The following is a 20,087-nucleotide window of genomic DNA, read 5'->3' on the forward strand; positions in this document are numbered from 1 at the left end:
CTTCACCGCACGTACTCCGTCGCGGCATCGAGGAGCCAGCGACCGAGGTAGTCGGCGAACGACGCGCGCACCGCCAGGCGGTACGTCGGCACGTCGTCGAGCTGCTGCAGCACGACCTGTGCCTTGGCGAGCATCGTCTGCGCACACCGGCCGGGCGCGAACTCCCGCGGATGCAGGTCGAGCGAGCAGCCGTGCGCGAGGACGTCGCGCGCATGCGGTCCCGCCACGTCGATCGTCGTGCGTTGCGCGGAGACGTCGACCGCGGAAACGTCCTCGCCTCCGGACGCACGCAGCTCGCCGGCGAGCGCGCATTCCAGACGCACGTCCGGCTCTGGGACGTCGGTCACGAGCCACCACCGCGGGCCGAGGCACGACGCCTGCCGCTCCCCGGCGACTGCGAACGCACCGACGCGCTCGGGCAACGCGAGACCAAGGACGTCCTCGAGCCCGCCGAGGTCCCCGTCGCGCGCCACGCGCAGCTCGACCTGCACGCGGAACGGCCACTCGGTGAACGTCACCGACCCCGGACCACCGGTCGCCGCAAGATCCCGTGCGAGGGCATCCAACGGACTCCGCCGCCGCCGTTCCTTGACGTCAGCCGTCACGGCGCTCCCCCTCCGGGTCGTAGAACACCGGCGACGTCACGATCACCGGCACCGCGTCGACGCCATCGACCGCGTACAGGCGTTCGCCGTGCCGCGACTCTCCGCGTTCGACGAGGGCGAGCGCGAACGGTCGGTCGAGCGGCACCGACCAGTAGCTCGACGTCACGTGCCCGGCCATCGGCACGGGCATCGGAGCCGACGGGTCCGCGACCACCTGCGCGCCTTCGGCCACCACGCGGTCGCCGTCGGGCAGCAGGCCCACCAGCTGCCTGCGGTCGTCACGCAGGTTGTCGTCGCGGGCGTACGACCGCCTGCCCACGAACGACTTCTTCTTCGAGACCGCCCACCCCATGCCGAGGTCCTGCGGCGTGACCGTGCCGTCGGTCTCCTGCCCGACGATCGGAAAGCCCTTCTCCGCGCGCAGTACGTGCATCGTCTCGGTGCCGTACGGCGTGATGCCGTACGGCTCGCCCGCGCGCAGCACTGCCTCCCACAGGCCGAGTCCGTGCCACGCGGGCACGTTCACCTCGTACGCCAGCTCGCCAGAGAAGCTGATCCGCATGACCCGCGCGGGCAGGTCGGCGACCTCCGCCTCGCGCACGCTCATGAACGGGAACGCCTCTGCGCTCACGTCGAGGGCGGGTGCAAGCGCGGCGAGCACGTCGCGCGACCGCGGGCCGGCCAGCGCGATCGTCGCCCAGTGGTCGGTCACCGACGTGCACCTCACGTCGAGCTCGGGCCACTCGGTGGACAGCCACTCCTCCAACCAGTCGAGCACCGCCGCGGCGTTGCCTGTCGTGGTCGACATCAGCCACCGGTCCTCGGTCAGCCGCGCGGTCGTTCCGTCGTCGAACACCATGCCGTCGGCGTGACACATGACGCCGTACCGGATCCGGCCGACCTTCAACGTCGAGAACATGTTGGTGTACATGCGATCCAGGAACACACCGACGTCTCGCCCCTGCAGCTCGATCTTGCCGAGGGTCGACGCGTCCATCATGCCGACCGACTCGCGCACCGCCCTGCACTCGCGGCGCACAGCGGTGTCGATGTCCTCGCCGTCGCGCGGCACGTACCACGGGCGCTTCCACTGCCCGACGTCCTCGAACGGCACCTCGTGCGTGACGTGCCACGGCTGCATCGGCGTGACGCGCTCCGGGTCGGCGAGCCCGCCGCGGTCGCGCCCGGCGAGCAGGGCGAACGACACCGGGACGTATGGCGGCCGCCGCGTCGTCGGCGCGAGATCGGCGAGCGGCGTGCCCGTCAGCTCCGCCAGCACGCCGAGCGTGACCGTGCTCGACGTCCGGCCCTGGTCGGCGCCGGTGCCGATCGTCGTGTAGCGCTTGACGTGCTCGGGGCTGCGCATCCCGACGGCGACCGCGCGTTCGACATCGGCGAGCGTGGCGTCGCGCTGCAGGTCGAGGAACGTCCGCTCCGCGGCCGTCTCGTCGCCGGGCACCCGCACCGCGAACAACGCCACCGGCGCAGCCCCCACTCCGTTGGGGTCCCCGGTGGGTGTGCCGGCACCGGCTGGGGTCCCCGGTCGTGCCCCCCACCCCCGCTGGGGACCCCGGCTGGGGTCGGGGCCGCCGGAGACCGCGACGAGATCGCACGCCACCGTCTCGCGGTCGCCCACCACCGTGCCCGACGCGTCGACCGGCGCGACGTGCGCCGCGGCGACTCCGCCGTCGGTGTCGGGGGCGGTGCCGCACACGGCGAAGCCGGTGCGCACCTCGATGCCGCGCTCGCGCAGCCGGTCGACCTCGTCGCCGCCGACGTCCGGTCGCGCATCGACCACCAGGGCGACCCGGACGCCGGCGTCGGCCAGGTCGAGCGCGGAACGCAGCGCACCGTCGTGCGCGCCCGCCACCAGAGCGGCGTCGCCCGCACGGACGCCGTAGCGTCGCGCGTACACCGCCGCCGCACCGGCCAGCATGACACCGGGACGGTCGTTGTCGGGGAAGGCGTACGGGCGTTCGTGCACGCCGGTCGCGTACACCACCTGCTTCGCACGGATGTGCCACAACCGTTGCCGTGCAACGGTTGTGGAGACCACGCCGAGGTGGTCCGTACGGCGTTCGACCGCGACGAAGTAGCCGTGGTCGTACGCACCGACGACCGTCGTGCGGGAGAGTGCACGCGCCTCGGGCAGCGCCGCGACCTCACGAGCGGTCGAGTCGTCGAGCGTCGGAGCGGCGTCGCAGAGCAGCACGCGCCCCCCGCCGTGCGCGACCGCAGTGGCCATGCCGCCGTCACCCGCGCCGACGACGAGCACGTCGCAGTGGGTGTGCACGTGGTCGTGACGTGCCTCGTCCGGCCCGTCGAGCAGCCGCCCCCTGCCCGCGAGCCCGGACGCCCGCAGACCGTCGTACGCCTCGACCACCGTGGCGGCCACCATCGGTTCGCCCACGCCGGACTCGACCTGGACGTACGCGCTCGGCTCCTCGATGCCGATGCCGGCGACACCGCGCGGCCGGCCAGAGTAGATGCCGCGCGCGACCGTGCGCACGCCATTCGCCAGCAGCGCGGACGCAAGCGTGTCGCCGACGTACGCCGGGTACGTGACGCCGTCGAACGTCACGGTGATCGGCCGCGACCGGTCGATCCGACCGCCGCCCGCCGCGAGTCTCGTGCCGCTCATGCCGGATCCCCGATCGGCCGCGGGTCGCGTATCTCGTTCGTCACCGTGTGCCGCTCGACGCTGAACCACTGTCGGCAGCCGGCGGTGTGCACCCAGCGCTCGTGGAACCAGCCCTCGGGGTTGGCGCGGACGAAGAGGAACTCGGCCCAGGCGGCGTCGTCGAGTGCGTCCGGGTCGGTCGGGTACGCGACACCGGCCTCGCCTCCGTTGCGGAACTCGGTCTCGTCGCGTGGCCCGCACCACGGGCACGGCAGGAAGAGCACTGACGGGCCTCCTAGTGCGCCACGGCCGCGGCGCCGTGCTCGTCGATGAGCGCGCCCGTACGGAACCTGTCGAGCGCGTACGGCTCGGCCAGCGGATGGGGCCGGCCGTGCGCGATCGTGTCGGCGTAGACCCAGCCCGCGGCTGGCGTCGCCTTGAAGCCGCCGGTGCCCCAGCCGCCGTTGACGTAGAGCCCTTCGATCGGGGTGAGCCCGAGGATCGGCGACGCGTCGGGGCACACGTCGACGATGCCCGCCCAGGTGCGCAGGACGTGTGCGCGCGCGAAGATCGGGAACAGCTCGAGCGCGGCGGAGAGCTGGCGCTCGACGACGTGGAACGAGCCGCGCTGCCCGTAGCCGTTGTACCCGTCGACGCCGGCGCCGAGGACGAGCTCGCCCTTGTGCGCCTGGCTGACGTACACGTGCACGGCGTTGGACATGACGACGGTGTCGAGCACCTGTTCCAGGATCTCGGACACCAGTGCCTGCAACGGATGGCTCTGGATCGGCAGCCGCAGCCCGACCATGTCGCCAAGCACCGTGGTGTGCCCCGCGGCGCACAGGGCGACCCGTCCCGCGGCGATGGGCCCACGGGTCGTCTCGACCCCGGTGACGCGGTCGCCGTCGACGGAGATGCCCGTCACCTCGCAGTCCTGGACCAGCTGCACGCCGCGCTCGTACGCGGCGCGCGCGAAGCCCCAGGCGACGTAGTCGTGCTTGGCGATGCCCGCGCGCGGCTGGTACGTCGCACCGTGCACGGGGTAGCGGACGTCGCGCGAGGCGTCGATGATCGGGACGAGCTTCTTCACCTCGTCGGGCTCGAGCCATTCGGCGTCGACGCCGTTGAGCCTGTTGGCATTGACGCGTCGCTTCGCCTCGCGGACGTCGCCGAGGCTGTGCGCGAGGTTGAGCACGCCCCGCTGGCTGAACGCGAGGTCGTAGCCGAGGTCGTCCTCCAGGCCCTCCCACAGCGTCAGCGCGTGCTCGTAGATCGCCGCGCTCTCGTCCCAGAGGTAGTTGGACCTGATGATCGCGGTGTTCCTGGCCATGTTGCCGCCGGCGAGCCAGCCCTTGTCGAGCACGGCCACGTCGGTGATGCCGTGGTTCTTCGCGAGGTAGTACGCGGTCGCGAGGCCGTGCCCACCGGCGCCGACGATGACGACGTCGTACGTCCGCTTCGGCTCGGCGTCACGCCAATGCGCGACATCGTGGCGCGGCGGAACGTATGGCTCACTCCAAGCTGCGTTATCCCAAGAAATGATCATCGATGTACTTCTCGCCCTCATCGGAGAAGAAGGTGACCACGTTGGCGCGGCCCTGCTCGCGCAGCCGCTTCGCCGCCACGAGGTGGGCACCGGAGCTGGGCCCGACGAACATGCCGTGCTCGCGGGCGATCCGGCGCATCTCGGCGACGGCGGCGTCGCTGCTGACCGAGACGTACTCGTCGATCTCGTCGCGATGCCGCTCGACGATGCCGGGGACGAAGCCGTCGGCGATGCCCTCGATCAGGTGCTTGCACACCTCGCCGCAGAGGATGGTGCACGACTCGTCGGGCTCGAGCGCGACCACGCGGCAGTCCGGGTTGACCGCGCGGAGTCCCTGGCCGACGCCGATGACCGTGCCACCGGTGCCGATTCCGCACACGACGGCGTCGGGGATCACGCCCTGCGGCAGCTGTTGCAGGATCTCCCGCGCCAGCCACTCGCGGTTCTCCTCGACGTTCCACTCGTTGTCGAACTGCTGCGGCGCGTAGTAGCCGGGCTGCTCGCCGAGCTCCCGCGCCAGCGCCAGCGCGTCGTTGACGTGGAAGTCGCCGATCGATCGCACCTCCGCGCCGAACGCGCGCGAGATCGCCGTCCGTTCCGCGCTCATGCCGTTGGGCATCACGACGAGCATGCGGTAGCCCTTGACCGCCGCCACCATGCTCATCGCGTTGCCGGTGTTGCCGCTACTGGCCTCGACGATGGTGTCGCCGGGCCTCAGCAGGCCTTCCTGCTCGCCGCGCTCGATCAGGTACTTCGCCAGCCGCGCCTTGATGGAGCCGGAGGGGTTGAGGAACTCCAGCTTCACCCACACGCCCTCGATGTTCACCAGCGGCGTGTCGCCGATGGCGTCGAGAACGCTCGCCGACGTGGTCGCCCCTGCCGTCACCAGCCCTGTCATCGCCATCACCCCAGCGTCCTAGCCACGTAGCCGGGACATCTCGGCGTCGAAGAGCGGCTCGGCCGCGACGCGGGCGGACACCCGGCGATCGAAGTATCCGATCTCGACGGTACTGCCGATCGTCGTGTACGTCGCGGGCAGCCAGGCGTACGCGATGCCGTGACCGAGCGTGTAGCCCCAGCCCGCGCTCGTGACGTATCCGACGCGCTCGTCACCGGAGTACACCGGCTCCTTGCCCATGACGACCTCGTCGCCCGTCACCAGGCAGGTGAGCCGACGCTCCACCGCCTCGGGGTCGCGGCCGGCGAGGGCCGCTCTGCCGACGAAGTCGGGCTTGTCCATCCGCACCGCGAAGCCGACGCCCGCCTCGTACGGGTCGTGCTCCCAGGTCATGTCGGTGCCGAACGACCGGTAGCCCTTCTCCAGCCGCAGCCCGTTGAACGCCGCACGTCCGCCCGCGATGACGCCGTGCTCCTGGCCGGCGTCCCACAGCGTGTCCCAGAGCCTCAGGCCCATGTCCGCGGTGGTGTAGAGCTCGTAGCCGAGCTCGCCGACGTACGACAGCCGCAGCGCGGTGACCGGCACCATGCCGAGGTAGGTGTGCCTGCCGCGGAAGTAGCGGAGCCCCTCGTTCGAGAAGTCGTCACGCGAGAGCGACTGGACGAGGTCGCGTGCGCGTGGTCCCCACACGCCGATGCAGCAGGTCTCGGCAGTAGTGTCGCGGACGACAACGGAACCGTCCGCGGATGCGAGCCGGCGCAGCCGGTCGAGGTCGAGGTTGCCGTTCGCACCGAGCTGGAACAGCCGCGGACCGAGGCGCGCGACCGTGACGTCGCTGCGGATGCCCCCGGTCTCGTCGAGCAACAGCGTGTACGTGACCGCGCCGACGGACTTGTCCATCTTCCCGGTGGTGACGTGGTCGAGGAACGCGAGTGCGCCGGGGCCGGACACCTCCAGGCGCTTGAGCGCGGTCATGTCGTACAGGGCGACGCGCTCGCGGGTGACCTGGGCCTCGGCGGCGGCGATCGGCGACCAGTAGCGCACGCCCCAGTCGTCGGGCACGGGCACGTCACGGCCGTCGACGAGTCCGGCGTTGGCCTCGTACCAGTGCGGACGCTCCCAGCCGTTCGCCTCGAGGAACACCGCCCCGAGCTCCTGCTGGCGTGCGTGGAACGGGCTGGTGCGCAGCGGTCGCGGGTCCTCCATCGGCTGCAACGGGTGCAGGATGTCGTACACCTCGACGAAGTTCTGGCAGTCGCGGGCGAGCAGGTAGTCGGGCGCGAGCTGGTGCTTCTCGAACCTGTTGACGTCGCACTCGTGCAGGTCGATCGACGGCACGCCGTCGACGAGCCACTCGGCCATCGCCCTCGCGACGCCGGCCGAGTGCGTGACCCAGACGGCCTCGGCGACCCAGAAGCCGCGGACGTCAGGCGACTCGCCGAGCAGCGGCATGTTGTCCGGCGTGAACGAGAACACGCCGTTCATGCCGTCGTCGACCTTGGCGTCACCCAGCGCCGGCAGCAGGCGCATCGACTCCGCCCACGCGGGCTCGAAGTCCTCCGCGGTGAAGCGCAGCACGCTCGGCATGACCTCCGCGTCGTCGTACGCGACGAGGTCGTCGGCCGACAGCGGCATCGGGCGGTGCCCGTAGTAGCCGACGCCGACCTGGTCGCCGCGCTCGCGGTAGTAGAGATCGTGGTCCTGGTGCCGCACGATCGGCCGTACGCTCTCCGCGGTCTGCCCCGCGAGCGCCGGCACCGGCGACGTCCACGCGAACTGGTGACCGAGCGGCGTCAGCGGCAGGGTCATGCCGACCATCCGCGTGACCTTCGGGCCCCAGATGCCCGCGCAGCACACGACGATGTCCGCGCGGAGGTCGCCGTGGTTGGTCCGCACGCCGGTGACCCGTCCGCCCTCGGTGAGGACGTCGAGCACCTCGTGCCGTTCGAGGAACCGGGCGCCGCGCTCCCGCGCGCGCCCGGCCTGCGCCTCGACCGCGCGGACGGCCTTGAAGATCCCGTCGGTCGGCGTCAGCAGCCCGCCGAGCACGACGTCGCCGTCGAGCAGCGAATGCAGCCGCACGCACTCGTCGGTGTCGACGACGCTCGCCTCGACCCCCCACGACCGCAGCCAGCCGTACCGCCGGTGCAGCTCGGCGAGCCGCTCCGGCGTGGTCGCCACCTCCAGCCCGCCCACCGGCAGGTAGCACGGCTCGCCGTCGAGGAAGAGCGACGACGCCTTCTCGACGGTGTACCTGGCGAGGTCGGTCATCGCCTTGGACCCGTTGCACTGGAACACCAGACCCGGCGCGTGCGAGCTCGACCCGCCGGTGGCGTACAGCGGTCCCTGGTCGACAACGGTGACGTCGGTGCATCCGCGCGCGGTGAGCTCGTCGGCGAGCGCGGCACCGACCACGCCGGCACCGATGACGACGATCGCGGGAGAGGTCATGGCAGCTCCGCAGAGTTTCTTCATACGCAACGAGCGGCGTATACCGCAACACGAGACAGCGTGACCCCGCACCCGTCACGTGTCAAGGGACGCTGCTCCTGGGCGCAACACACGCCGGTCCGACCATCGCGACCGCACCCGTGAGGGGCACCCCGACCGGACCAGGGCACGGTGAGGGCGCCCTTCACGGGTGCGGACGCACGCGGTCCCCCTCCGGGTCGGTGCTCGGTCTGGGAGGCTGGCGGGCGTGAACCTCCGTTCGGTCGACGAGTTCGAGGGGCAGCGGTCGCGGCTGTTCGGGATCGCGTACCGGATGCTCGGCTCCGCCGAGGAGGCGGAGGACGTCGTGCAGGACGCCTTCCTGCGGTGGGACGGCGCCGAGCGCGACGCGATCGTCGCGCCGTCGTCCTGGCTCGCGAAGGTCGTCACCAACCTCAGCATCAACCGACTGACCTCGGCGCGGGCGCGCCGCGAGCAGTACATCGGGCCCTGGCTGCCGGAGCCGGTGCTCACCAGCGACGGCGCGCTCTGGCCGGACGACGAGGCCGAGCAGCGCGACTCCGTCTCTCTCGCGCTGCTCACGCTGCTCGAACGGCTCACACCGACGGAGCGCGCCGTGTTCGTCCTGCGTGAGGCGTTCGCGTACTCGCACCGGGAGCTCGCGGAGATCCTCGAGCTGTCCGAGGCCAACTGCCGGCAGCTGCACCACCGCGCGACGCGACGGCTCGGCGAGTCGCCACCGCGATTCCGTCCCGACACCGACCAGTGGCATCGCCTCGTCGAACGGTTCCTGACGGCCGCGCGCGACGGTGACATGAGCGCGCTCGAGGACGTCCTCACCGCCGATGCCGTGGCGGTGGGGGACGGCGGCGGCAAGGCGACGGCGGGCACGCGGCCGGTCCTCGGTCGCACGCGCGTCGCACGCCTGCTCGTCGGGCTGCTCAGGAAGTACGCCACCACCCAGATGGAGCTCACGTTCGCCGAGGTCAACGGCCAGGCCGCGATCCTCGCCTGGCACCGCGCGACGCTGGCGGGCGTCATGGTGCTCGAGATCGCCGACGGCGCGGTCAGGGCGACCCGCACGGTCACCAATCCCGAGAAGCTCGGCTACCTCGCCATGCAGCTGTCACATTCCGAGGTGCCGTCCGGTTCATAACGGGTGAGAGCGGCAATCCCGGAGGACGAACCGTGCGCAAGACGATCCTGGTCACCGGCGGCACCGGCGTGCTCGGCCGTGTCGTCGTGGAGCGGCTGCTCGACGCCGGCCACACGGTACGGCTCGCCAGCAGGCGGGAACGGCCGCCGGGCACCTCGTCACGGGCCGAGTGGTGCACCGTCGACTACCGCAGTGGCACGAGTCTGGCCGCCGCCGTCGATGGCGCGGACACCGTCGTCCTCTGCACGTCGAGCTTCGGCGCCGACGTGGACCGCACGGTGGTCGAGGCGGCAGCCGCGAACGGCAGTTCGCACGTCGTCTACGTCTCGATCGTCGGTGTCGACCGGGTCCCGTTCGCCTACTACCGCCGCAAGCTCGCCAGCGAGCGGATGATCGAGCGCTCGGAACTGCCCTGGACCGTGCTCCGTGCCACGCAGTTCCACGATCTCGTCAGGGGACTGTTCATCGCCGGCGCTCGGGCTCCCGTCATGCCGGTGCCGGCCTTCCACGTCCAGCCGATCGACGTCTCCGAGGTCGGTGCCCGGCTCGCCGAGCTCGCCGTCGCGCCACCCGCCGGCCGGGTACCGGACATGGGCGGGCCGACGATCCACCACTTCCGCGACCTCGCCCACCGGTACCTCGAGGCGACCGGACGGCGCAGGCGCGTCGCGGCGTTGCGCCTGCCCGGCAAGACGTTCCGCCGCTTCGCCGCCGGAGAACACCTCGCACCCGACCACGCCGTCGGCACGATCACGTTCGAGCAGTACCTAAGGAGCGCACGATGACAATGGCACGATGGCTGCGGGCCGGGCTTGTCTTCCTCACGGTCACGCAGCTCGCGACCGGCGGCTGGCAGCTCATCTTCCCCCGGTCGTTCTTCACGTCTGGGCCGTTGCCGACCAACCCGTGGGTGGCGATGCTCCCGCCCTACAACGAGCATCTGATGCGTGACGTCGGTGCGCTGAACCTCGCGCTCGCCGTGGTCTTCGTGGCCGCCACGGTCGCCATGGAACGCCGCCTCGTGCTCGTCGCGCTGACGGCGAACCTGACGTTCACCGTCGCGCACTTCACCTTCCACGCCACGCACCTGCACGGCTTCGACCTGGGCAACGCGATCGGTCAGACGATCGCCCTCGGCTTCGGCGTCGTGCTACCGGTGGTCCTGCTGGTCCTCGCGGTACGCCTGCCGCGTCGTTAGCCGTACCGGCACCGTCATTCCCGGCGGTGCTTGCACTCGATGACACGAGACGGAAGCTTCGCGGCGATGGAGCTGCGCCAACTCAGGTACGTCGTCACGGTCGCCGAGGAAGGCACGTTCCGTCGCGCCGCGGAACGGCTGCAGGTCACCCCGCAGGCGCTCAGCCAGCAGGTCGGCCGCCTCGAACGCGACCTCGGCACCGAGCTGTTCCTGCGCACCGCACACGCCGCCGAGCCGACGGACGCCGGACGCGCGCTCGTCGAGCAGGCGCGCCGGGTGCTCGCCGAGGCGACGCACGCGGAGTCCGTCGTCGCGCAGGCGGCACGCGGGGAGCTCGGCAGGATTCGGGTCGGCTTCGTCAGCTCGGCCGCGCTCGGCGTCATGCCGCGCATCGTCCTCGCCATGCAGCGGTCCTGGCCGGGGCTGCGGATCGAGCTCGAGGAGTCGGTCTCCGGCCGGCAGCTCGACGACGTCGCCGCGGGCAGGCTCGACGCCGGGATCGTCCGCGAGGTCACCAGCGCGCCTGGGTTGCGGGTCACGCCGCTGCTGCGCGAACGCCTGGTCGTCGCCGTCCACCGCTCGCACCCGCTCGCGAAGCGCAGGACCGTCCGCCTGCGCGAGCTCGGCAGCGAGCGGTTCCTCGCGTTCCCGCGCCGCCAGGTCTCCCGGCTGTACGACCACATCGCGGCGCTGTGCCACCGGGCCGGTTTCCACCTGGAGCCGGCGCAGGAGGCGATCCAGTTCCCCACCCTGCTCGGCCTCGTCGCCGCCAACATGGGCGTCACGATCGTCCCGGACTCCATGCGCGCCCTGCGCCTGCACGGCCTGCGCTACCTGGAGCTCGACGACAGGGAGGCGTCGTCGACGGTCTCGGTGGTCAGCCGGCCGGACCGGGAGCAGAGCCCTGCCCTGCGCAGGTTCCTCGAGACCGCGTCGGCCGTCGCCCCGAGCTGAGGATCGGCCGAAGGACCGAACGACGTCGGTCGGACGACGGAGGTCGCGGCCACCGTCGCCGGCGCATCGTGAGGACATCACGATGCGGAGGCTCACATGATCATGTCGACGCGACGGCCTTGGGTGCTCTCTCTGTTCGCCTCGCTGGCCGCGGCGTCCGTCGCCGTGACCTGGCTGGCGGCGCCGGACACCTATCCCTACGGGTCGGGGGACAACGTCAGAGCGGGCGTCAACCATCTGATCGAGCGCGCACCGGCCTCGGCGATGTTGCTGACGTTCGCCGCGGTGGGGATCCTGCTGACGGTCATCGCCCTGCGGGGCGGCGCGAGCCGAGCGGCTCTTCGGGTCGCCGGCGCCGGCGCCGGCGCGGAGACGCTGTTCTTCGCGTTCGTCATGGCCGACGGCTCGATCATGTCGAGCTTGGGGTACGTCGCCGCCCTGACCGCGCCGGTCGGCGTCGCCGTGGTGGTGGTGCTGGCCTGCCGGAGATGGCGTCCTGCCGGACTCGTGGTGGTGTCGCTCCTGCTGGTCCTGGGCGCCGCCGGGTTCGCGTCAGGGGCTCTGAACACGTTGGGCGAGGCCGTCGCCACCTACCTGGGCAGCTTCACGAGTGACCCCGAGGGCTACTACGTCCGCATCGTCTGGTCGTGGGGTATGGCGGCCGCGGCGGCATGCTGGGCGTGGACAGCGGTCGCGTCGCTGCTCAGGCTGCAGTCGCACGACCGGGCCGCGGAGGCGTCGGCATCATGGGCGAGGCCGGCATCAGTACGACGGTGGGGCCGGGTGGTCACCATCGCCGCGGCGCTGGGTCCCGTCCCCTACGGTCTGGCCCGGTTGACCTGGCTGACGCCGTGGCCGCTCGGCGGCCCCGGCGTCGACGAGCTCGTGATATCCATGAGCTTGGACGCGGCCACGAGGCTTCGGGGGAGCTTGTTCGCGCTCCCCTGTGCCCTGGGCGTGATCCTGACCCTCGGGCTGATCAGCCGCTGGGGCGAGGTCTTCCCCCGGTGGGTCCCGGTCCTGAGCGGACGCGCCGTCCCGGTGAGGCTGGCGGTCGTCCCCGGCACGCTGATGGCGGCCGTCATCACCATCTCCGCACCCGGCTTTCTGCTGGGTTCCATCGAGTCGGGCGACCCGCGCGAGGTCGCCTACAGCTTCTTCGGCATGCCCTTCCCCGTCTGGGGTCCGTTACTGGGCGCCGCAGTGTTCGCCTACTGGCTGCGACGGACCCGAGAGCCGGCCGCTCCGGTCACCGCTGCCGGCGCATCGTGAGGGCACCACGATGCGGGAGGCACACATGATCACGTCGACTCCACGCTCACCAGCAGCCGAGCCGGCACCGCGCGGGCGGCTCGTCCACCTGCCGGCACTGATCGCCATCTGGGCGGCCGCGCACACGCTGTTCGGTGTGTGGTGGCTCGTACACCCGGCCGCCCGGCCGTTCCAGCGCCACGAGGGTCCCGAGGCGCCGTCGGCTCTTCCCGTTCCCGCTGTGGGGCGCGACGCTCGGCCTGGCGACCCTGGCGTACTACTACCGGCGCCGCGGCCGCTGCCGGGTCTGCACCGCGGCGTGACGGCCGGCCGTGCGGTCAGGACCTCGGCGGGAGCCAGGTGCGCCAGGCGTCGGGATGCGCCTCGACCCACTTCTTCGCGGCCTCCTCGTTCGAGAGGCCGTCGACGGCGATCGACCTGGCGACCTCGTTCTGGTCGTCGTTGGTCCACCGGAACTTCTTGATCAGCTGGTACGCGGCGTTGTCGTCCTCGGCGAACTCCGCGCTCACGATCTTGTCGAGCTTCAGCTCCGGGTAGTCGCAGTCGACCTTCTGCGGGTCGGCGTCACAACCGGTCTCGTACGGCGGCAGCTTCACGTGCGCGAGCTTCATGTCGGAGAAGAACCAGTGCGGCTCGTAGAAGTAGCCGAGCATCGGCTTCTTGCCACGCTCGGCCTGCCGGAAGCCCTGGATGAGCGCGGCCTCGCTGCCCGCGTACACCACCTTGTAGTCGAGCTCCAGGTTCTGCACGAGCGCGGCGTCGTTGGTGACGAACGCGGGATCGCCGTCGAGCAGCTGGCCCTTCTGCCCCGACTCCGACGTGCGGAACAGCTTCGCGTACTTGTTCAGGTTGCGGTAGTCGAGGATGTCCGGGTACTTCTTCACCATCCACGGTGGGACGTACCAGCCGATCTGACCAATGTTGCCGGTCCAGCCGGCCTCGACCGCGACCTTCTGCTCCTTGATGTAGCGCTGCTTGAGGTCGTCGTGGCCCCAGTTCTCCAGGATCGCGTCGACCTCACCCGTCGCGAAGCCCTGCCACGCCACCTCCTCCTTGAGGTTCTTCTGCGTGACGATGCAGCCGAGCTCGTGCTCGGCGATGTACGACACGACCGCGGCGTCGGCGTAGTAACCCACCCAGTCGTTGATCGCGAGGTTGAGCTGGCAGTCGGCGGCGTTCGGCGGTGTCACCTCCGACACCTTCGTGCCGATGCAGCCGGTCGCGGCCAGCGCGACCGCCGCGAGCAGGGCGACGATCCTCGTCATCACACACCTCCGGGACGTGCGCTCGCGCGGGCCGCGGCTCGTTGCGTGATCCGGTCGAGCATGATGCCGAGCAGCACGATCGCGATGCCGGCCGCGAGTCCCTTGCCGTACAGCTCGAGCTGGGAGAACCCGGCGACGACGTCGTAGCCCAGCGCACCGGCACCGACGAGACCGCCGACCACCACCATCGACAGGACGTAGATGAGGCCCTGATTGGCGGCGAGCGTCAGCGCGCGGCGGGTCATGGGCAGCTGCACCTTGGTGATGGTCTGCCAGGTCGTCGAGCCCGCCGACTTCGCGGCCTCCATGACACTCGCGGGTACCCCGCGGATGCCGTCGGCCACCAGCTTGATGCTCACCGGCGCGGCGTACGCCACGGCCGCCACGATCGCCGTGAACCTCGTCGCACCGAACAGGCCGAGGAACGGCACGAGGTAGACGAACGCGGGCATCGTCTGCAACGCGTCGAGCACCGGACGCACCACCTGGTCGAGCCTGGCGCTCCTGCCCATCGCGACGCCGACGACGACGCCGAACAGCATCACGATGACCGTCGCGACCAGGCTCGCCGCGAGCGTCACCATCGAGTCGCCCCACAGGCCCGTCACGAGGATCAGGGCGAGGCACCCGGCCGCGACGATCACGGCGCGGATGCCGGCGAGCGCGAAGGCGATGGCCAGGATCGCGAGAGCCGTGACGAACCAGGGGGACCCGCCGAGCAGCGCCTGCAGCGGGTTGAGCAGGGCGTACGTGACGGCGTCCTTGACGGCGGTCGTGACGCCGGCGAGGTTCTCCTGGATCCAGGTGACGACGGCGGTCGTGACGTTCACGATCCCCGTGCCGAGGTCGAGCGAGAACCGCACCGGTCCGACGTCGACCTCGCTCGGGAAGCGCGCCGACCACAGGTACGTGCGCGACTGCCAGATCGCCCAGATCACCGCGGCGGCGCCGACCCCGAGGATCACCCGGCGCCTGCGGAGGTGGCTCGCGTCCGCCCGCCGGACGCGCTCGGTGCGGCGGCTCGCCGCCGTCGTCACGCGGTCGAGCACGATCGCGATGACGACGATCGCCAGCCCCGCGTTGAACGCCGTGCCGACGTCGAGCGCCTGCAGCGCGTTGATCACCGTCTGGCCCAGGCCGGGCGCCGCGATCAGCGCGGCGATGGTCGCCATCGACAGGGCCGCCATCATCGTCTGGTTGACGCCGACGACGATCGTCTGCCCCGCCAGTGGCAGCTGCACCTTCAGGAGCTTCTGCCAGCGGGTCGCACCGAGCGACGTGGTCGCCTCGAGCGCCGCCGGCGACACCGTGCGGATGCCGTGCGCGGTGATGCGGATGACCGGCGGCAGCGCGTAGATCAGCGTCGCGATCGTCGCCGCGGCGGGACCGATGAGGAAGAACAGGGTGAGCGGCGCGAGATAGACGAACGTCGGCATCGTCTGCATGAAGTCGAGTACCGGGGTGACCACCCGCTCGATACCCTTGCGCAACCCCGCCAGCACGCCGAGCGGGATGCCGATGAGGAGCGCGAGCACGACCGCCGCGATCGTCAGGCTCAGCGTGTACATGCTGTCCTCCCACAGGCCCTGCAGGCCGAGGAAGGTGAAGCCGACGGCGGCGAGGATCGCCATGCGCACGCCGGCGAGGGCGTACGCGAGCCAGGTCGCGATCGCGACGACGCCGAGCCAGCCGATCACCGGCACCGGACGACCGTAGGCGGGACGCGCGAGCAGGTCCTGCAGCAGCGAGACGAACGCGTCGATCGCGGCGCGGATGGCGTCGAAGAAGTATGCGAACACGGGGCTCGTGGCGCGGCTCGCGTCGACGGTCGAGCGCAGGTCGTTGAGCCACCCGTGCACCGTCGTCAGCTGCGCGGGCTCGAGAGCGAGCGTGAACCTGTTGCGCAGCACCGCCCACAGCACGATCCACGCGACGATCACGCCGGCGACGAGCCACCGGGTCCTGACCCGTCGCAGTCCCCGCCCGCCGGTCGCCACCGTGGCGGTCGCCATCACGCGTCCTCGGCGACCACGACGCGCAGGATCTCGTCGTCGTCGACGACACCGAGCAGCGTGCCGTCCTCGACGACCCGTACGGGCGCGTCGGCGGCGAGGACGGCGGGTGCCGCCGCACGGATGACCTCGTCGGGCCCCATCTCCGGGCCGTCGAGGCGGTCGTCCTCCCTCGGCTCGCGCATCACCCATCGCAGGGTGAGGACGTGCGACTTCGGCACCTCGCTCACGAAGTCGCGTACGTAGTCGCCCTGCGGCGCACCGACGACCTCGTCGGGACGGCCCACCTGCACGACCTCGCCGTCGCGCATGATGAGGATGCGGTCGCCGAGCCTCAGCGCCTCCTGCAGGTCGTGGGTGATGAACACCATCGTCTTGCCGACCTCGTGGTGCAGGCGGATGACCTCGTTCTGCATGTCGCGCCTGATCAGCGGGTCGAGCGCGGAGAACGGCTCGTCGAAGAACAGCACCTTCGGGTCGACCGCGAGCGCCCTGGCCAGGCCGACGCGTTGCTGCATGCCGCCGGACAGCTGGTCGGGGTACGAGTCCTCGTTGCCGGACAGCCCGACGAGGTCGACCACCTCCTTGGCCTTGGCCAGCCGCTCCGCCTTGCCGACACCACGGATCTCCAGCCCGTACGCCACGTTGTCGAGCACGCGCCGGTGCGGGAGCAGTCCGAAGTTCTGGAACACCATCGCGAAGGTGTGCCTGCGTAGCTCACGCAACCGCGCCTCGGACGCCCCGCGCACGTCCTCGTCGTCGAGGCGCATCGCGCCCGCGGTCGGCTCGACGAGGCGGGTGAGGCAACGGACGAGCGTGGACTTGCCGGAGCCGGACAGCCCCATGACGACGAAGACCTCGCCCGGCGCCACGTTGAACGTGACGTCCTTCACCGCGCTGACGCAGCCGGTGCGCTCGCGCAGCTCGTCTCTGGCCAGGTCGGCCTCCGCGCTGCCGGGGATGCGTTCCGGGTGCGGGCCGAACACCTTCCACAGCCCCTCGACGTGCAGCGATGCCCCAGACGCCTCACGGCGCGGACGCTCGGTTTCCACTGTGGGCACGGCCATGTCAGACGCCCTTCACGAGATCGGCGGCCCGTTCCCCGATCATGAAGACTGCGATCATCGGGTTGACCGTCGGCATGGTGGGGAAGATCGAGGCGTCTGCGACCATCACGCCGTCGACGCCGCGGAGCCTGAGGTCCGGCGTGACGACCGCGAGCCGGTCGTCGTCCGCGCCCATCCGGCACGTGCCGGCGGGGTGGTAGACGGTGTGGTGCGACCGCCGGACGAACTGCTCGAGGTCGGCGTCGTCGACGACGTCGGGTCCCGGTGCGATCTCGCGCGCGATCCAGTCGCGGAACGGCGCGGTGGCCGCGACCTCCCGCGCGATCCGCACGCCGTCGACGAGCGTGCGCGCGTCGTAGCCGCCGGGATCGCTGAGGTAGCGGAAGTCGAGCGCCGGCTTGTCGTCCGGGCTCGCGGACGTGAGGGACAGCCGCCCGACACTGCGCGGGCGCGGGATGTTCGGCGTCATGCCGAACCCGTGCTCGGGCACCGGGTAGCCGAGTCGTTCGGTGTTGACCGTGAACGGGATCATGTAGAGGTGGAACATCAGGTCGGGCGCGGTCTCCTCCGTGTCGCGCCTGACGAACAGCCCGGCGTCGGACTGCATGACCGACGGCTCCGGCACCGGTCGTGACGCCTCCCACAGCACCAGCGCCTCGGGATGGTCGAGCAGGTTCTCGCCGACGCCCGGCAGGTCGACGACCGGCTCGATGCCGAGGCCGTCGAGCTCACCAGCGGGCCCGATGCCGGAGAGCAGCAGGAGGCGCGGGGTGTCGACGGCTCCGGCGGCGAGCACCACGGTGCCGCCGGGCGCGAGCGGGACGGTGTACTCCCCGCCCGTCGTCGAGGACCTGACCCGTACGCCGGTCGTCCGGCCCTCGTCGGTCTCGAGACGCACCGCGCGGGTCTCGAGGAGCATCGTGAGGTTGTCCCTGTCGAGCACGCCGTGCAGGTACGACACCGACGACGACGACCGCACACCCGACGCCGGGTCGTAGCCGACCGGCAGGTATCCCGCGCCCTCGACGAACGGCGCGGCGTTGAAGTCGGTGACGAGCGGCACGCCCAGCGCGGTGCCGCACGACGACACGAAGGCGTCGCACAGCGGGTTGTGGTGCACGTCGTCGACGGGCTGGAAGCGGTTGAGCAACCGCTCGCCGTACGGTTGCATGTCGGCGGGCGACCAGCCCTTCGCGCCCGCGGCCACCCACGCGTCGAAGTCGCCGGGCATCGGACGGAGGCTGATCATCGTGTTGTGCGACGAGCAGCCGCCGAGCACCCGGGCGCGCGCGTGCCTGATGTGGCTGTTGCCGTGCGGCTGCTCGACGGTGCCGTAGTCGAAGTCGAGCTCACCGCCGAGGAGGTCGAGCCAGCGGCTCAGCTGGAGTACGCGCTGGTCGCCGACATCGCTCGGGCCCGCCTCGATCACGCAGACCCGGCGCTCGTCGTCGACCAGACGCCGCGCGACGACCGCACCCGCCGTACCGCCACCGACCACGATGACGTCGTAGTCGTGCTGCCTCAATTTTCACCCTCCCGGTCGGTCAGCCCCCGTCGACCTCCGCCTTCTCGCCGGCGCCGAACCAGTGGTCCGGCTTCACGTCGAGACGTCGCCAGACGTGCTTGGGCTCGAGGTACTCGGCGAGCCCGGTGGGCCCGAGCTCGCGACCGAACCCCGACTGCTTGAATCCGCCCCACTCCGCCTGCGGGACGTAGGGGTGGTAGTCGTTGATCCAGATGGTGCCGTGCCGCAGGGCGCGTGCCATCCGCTCCGCCCTGGCGTCGTCGCCCGTCCACACGCCGCCGGCGAGCCCGTACCGCGTGTCGTTGGCGATGCGGACGGCGTCGTCCTCGGTGCGGAACGTCTCGACGGTGAGCACCGGACCGAACGACTCCTCCTGGGTGACCGACATGCCCGCGTGGCAACCATCGAGGATCGTCGGCGGGTAGTAGAAGCCGCTCGCGAGCTCGGGATCGTCGGGACGACGACCGCCGCACCGCAGGAGCGCGCCCTCGGCGAGGCCGGCGGCGACGTACTGCTCGACCTTCGCGAGATGGGCGGCGGAGATGAGCGGACCAGTTTCCGCGCGCTCGTCGAACGGCCCGCCCAGCCTGATGTTCCCGGCTCGCCTGACGAGCTCGTCGACGAACGTGTCGTGCAGGCTCTCCTCGACGATCAACCGCGCACCGGCCGAGCAGACCTGGCCGGAGTGCAGGAAGACGGCGGTGAGCGCGAAGTCGACGGCTGTCTCGAAGTCGGCGTCGGCGAACACGACGTTGGGGTTCTTGCCGCCGAGCTCCAGCGCGACCTTCTTGACGCCCGCGGCCGCGGTCGCCATGATCCGCTGTCCCGTCGCCAGGCCGCCGGTGAACGACACGAGGTCGACGCCGGGATGCTCGACGAGCGCCGCGCCCGCGTCACCGCCGGCGCCGAGCACGAGGTTGGCCACACCGGGCGGCAGCCCGACCGCCTGCAGGATGCGGGTGAGCAGGATCGCCGACGAGGGTGTCAGCTCGCTGGGCTTGAGGCAGAACGTCGCGCCGGCCGCGAGCGCGGGTGCGACCTTCCAGGAGGTCTGCAGCAGCGGGTAGTTCCACGGGGTGATCAGCGCACAGACACCGACAGGCTCGCTGAGCACGCGACTGTGCACGTCCGACCGGCCGGTGTCGACCGTCCGCTCACCCACGGTCGCGGCGAGGTCGGCGTAGTAGCGGAACACGCCGACGACGTCGGACACGTCGATGCGGCTCTCGACGATCCGCTTGCCGGTGTCGAGCGACTCGGCCCGCGCGACCTCCTCGGTGTCGGCCTCGAGGAGGTCGGCGACCCGGTGGAGCAGCTTGCCGCGCTCGCTCGCGGGCCAGTCGCGCCACGGACCGTCGTCGAACGCGCGCCTCGCCGCGACGACCGCCGCGTGCGCGTCGGCACGGTCGCCCTCGTCGACGGTGGCCACGAGGGCGCCGTCGGCCGGGCATCTGATCTCACGGGTCCTGCCGGCCGCGGCCGGCACCCACTCACCGTCGACGTACATCTCGGGCATCG

Annotated in this window: 16 protein-coding genes; 5 read left to right on the forward strand and 11 right to left on the reverse strand. The window is 71.3% G+C overall.

All coding sequences use genetic code 11. The features are described from left to right. Window positions 1-2: 2 nt before the first annotated feature. The 6 genes from GEV10_13530 to GEV10_13555 are packed head-to-tail and all read right to left on the reverse strand — an operon-like array spanning window position 3 to window position 8,120. Window positions 3-605, reverse strand: coding sequence for a sarcosine oxidase subunit gamma (locus GEV10_13530; protein ID MQA79476.1), 603 nt, complete (start codon window positions 603-605; stop codon window positions 3-5). Next, window positions 595-3,246: a ferredoxin gene (locus GEV10_13535; protein MQA79477.1), complete on the reverse strand. Its 2,652-nt coding sequence runs from the start codon at window positions 3,244-3,246 to the stop codon at window positions 595-597. The genes GEV10_13530 and GEV10_13535 overlap by 11 nt, the downstream gene beginning before the upstream one ends. After that, a complete protein-coding gene (locus GEV10_13540; protein MQA79478.1) occupies window positions 3,243-3,509 on the reverse strand; it encodes a sarcosine oxidase subunit delta in 267 nt (88 codons plus the stop codon). Before GEV10_13540 ends, GEV10_13535 begins: the two co-directional genes overlap by 4 nt. 11 nt (window positions 3,510-3,520) lie before the next feature. Beyond that, complete coding sequence (locus tag GEV10_13545; GenBank protein MQA79479.1) at window positions 3,521-4,771, reverse strand: sarcosine oxidase subunit beta family protein; 1,251 nt, start codon at window positions 4,769-4,771, stop codon at window positions 3,521-3,523. Beyond that, window positions 4,752-5,669: a pyridoxal-phosphate dependent enzyme gene (locus GEV10_13550; GenBank protein MQA79480.1), complete on the reverse strand. Its 918-nt coding sequence runs from the start codon at window positions 5,667-5,669 to the stop codon at window positions 4,752-4,754. The genes GEV10_13545 and GEV10_13550 overlap by 20 nt, the downstream gene beginning before the upstream one ends. 18 nt (window positions 5,670-5,687) lie before the next feature. After that, window positions 5,688-8,120 (reverse strand): FAD-dependent oxidoreductase, encoded by a 2,433-nt coding sequence (locus GEV10_13555; GenBank protein ID MQA79481.1) that lies wholly within the window; start codon window positions 8,118-8,120, stop codon window positions 5,688-5,690. Window positions 8,121-8,367: 247 nt separating this feature from the next. Here GEV10_13555 and GEV10_13560 point away from each other — a divergent pair, with 247 nt between their 5' ends. The 5 genes from GEV10_13560 (at window position 8,368) to GEV10_13580 (ending at window position 12,700) form a co-directional block, all read left to right on the forward strand. Continuing rightward, window positions 8,368-9,276: an RNA polymerase sigma-70 factor gene (locus tag GEV10_13560; protein MQA79482.1), complete on the forward strand. Its 909-nt coding sequence runs from the start codon at window positions 8,368-8,370 to the stop codon at window positions 9,274-9,276. 32 nt (window positions 9,277-9,308) lie between these two features. Next, complete coding sequence (locus GEV10_13565; GenBank protein MQA79483.1) at window positions 9,309-10,061, forward strand: NAD(P)H-binding protein; 753 nt, start codon at window positions 9,309-9,311, stop codon at window positions 10,059-10,061. Next, window positions 10,058-10,474: a hypothetical protein gene (locus GEV10_13570; protein MQA79484.1), complete on the forward strand. Its 417-nt coding sequence runs from the start codon at window positions 10,058-10,060 to the stop codon at window positions 10,472-10,474. Before GEV10_13565 ends, GEV10_13570 begins: the two co-directional genes overlap by 4 nt. 66 nt (window positions 10,475-10,540) lie before the next feature. Next, window positions 10,541-11,428: a LysR family transcriptional regulator gene (locus GEV10_13575; protein MQA79485.1), complete on the forward strand. Its 888-nt coding sequence runs from the start codon at window positions 10,541-10,543 to the stop codon at window positions 11,426-11,428. Between the two features lie 96 nt (window positions 11,429-11,524). After that, on the forward strand, window positions 11,525-12,700 hold the full coding sequence (locus tag GEV10_13580; GenBank protein ID MQA79486.1) for a hypothetical protein: 1,176 nt from the start codon (window positions 11,525-11,527) through the stop codon (window positions 12,698-12,700). A 317-nt stretch (window positions 12,701-13,017) separates the two neighbouring features. Here GEV10_13580 and GEV10_13585 read toward each other — a convergent pair whose 3' ends face one another. From GEV10_13585 to GEV10_13605, 5 genes are read right to left on the reverse strand one after another with little or no spacing between them, the layout of a single operon-like run. Next, entirely contained in the window at window positions 13,018-13,965 is a 948-nt protein-coding gene (locus tag GEV10_13585; GenBank protein ID MQA79487.1) for a glycine/betaine ABC transporter substrate-binding protein, read from the reverse strand. Continuing rightward, on the reverse strand, window positions 13,965-15,977 hold the full coding sequence (locus GEV10_13590; GenBank protein MQA79488.1) for an ABC transporter permease subunit: 2,013 nt from the start codon (window positions 15,975-15,977) through the stop codon (window positions 13,965-13,967). The genes GEV10_13585 and GEV10_13590 overlap by 1 nt, the downstream gene beginning before the upstream one ends. Continuing rightward, entirely contained in the window at window positions 15,977-17,044 is a 1,068-nt protein-coding gene (locus GEV10_13595) for a betaine/proline/choline family ABC transporter ATP-binding protein (protein ID MQA79489.1), read from the reverse strand. The genes GEV10_13590 and GEV10_13595 overlap by 1 nt, the downstream gene beginning before the upstream one ends. A gap of 1 nt (window position 17,045) precedes the next feature. Then, window positions 17,046-18,569 (reverse strand): oxidoreductase, encoded by a 1,524-nt coding sequence (locus GEV10_13600; protein ID MQA79490.1) that lies wholly within the window; start codon window positions 18,567-18,569, stop codon window positions 17,046-17,048. A 19-nt stretch (window positions 18,570-18,588) separates the two neighbouring features. Further along, window positions 18,589-20,085, reverse strand: coding sequence for an aldehyde dehydrogenase family protein (locus GEV10_13605; protein MQA79491.1), 1,497 nt, complete (start codon window positions 20,083-20,085; stop codon window positions 18,589-18,591). Window positions 20,086-20,087 lie beyond the last annotated feature (2 nt).

It is taken from the genome of Streptosporangiales bacterium (assembly GCA_009379955.1).
Classification (GTDB): Bacteria; Actinomycetota; Actinomycetes; order Streptosporangiales; family WHST01; genus WHST01.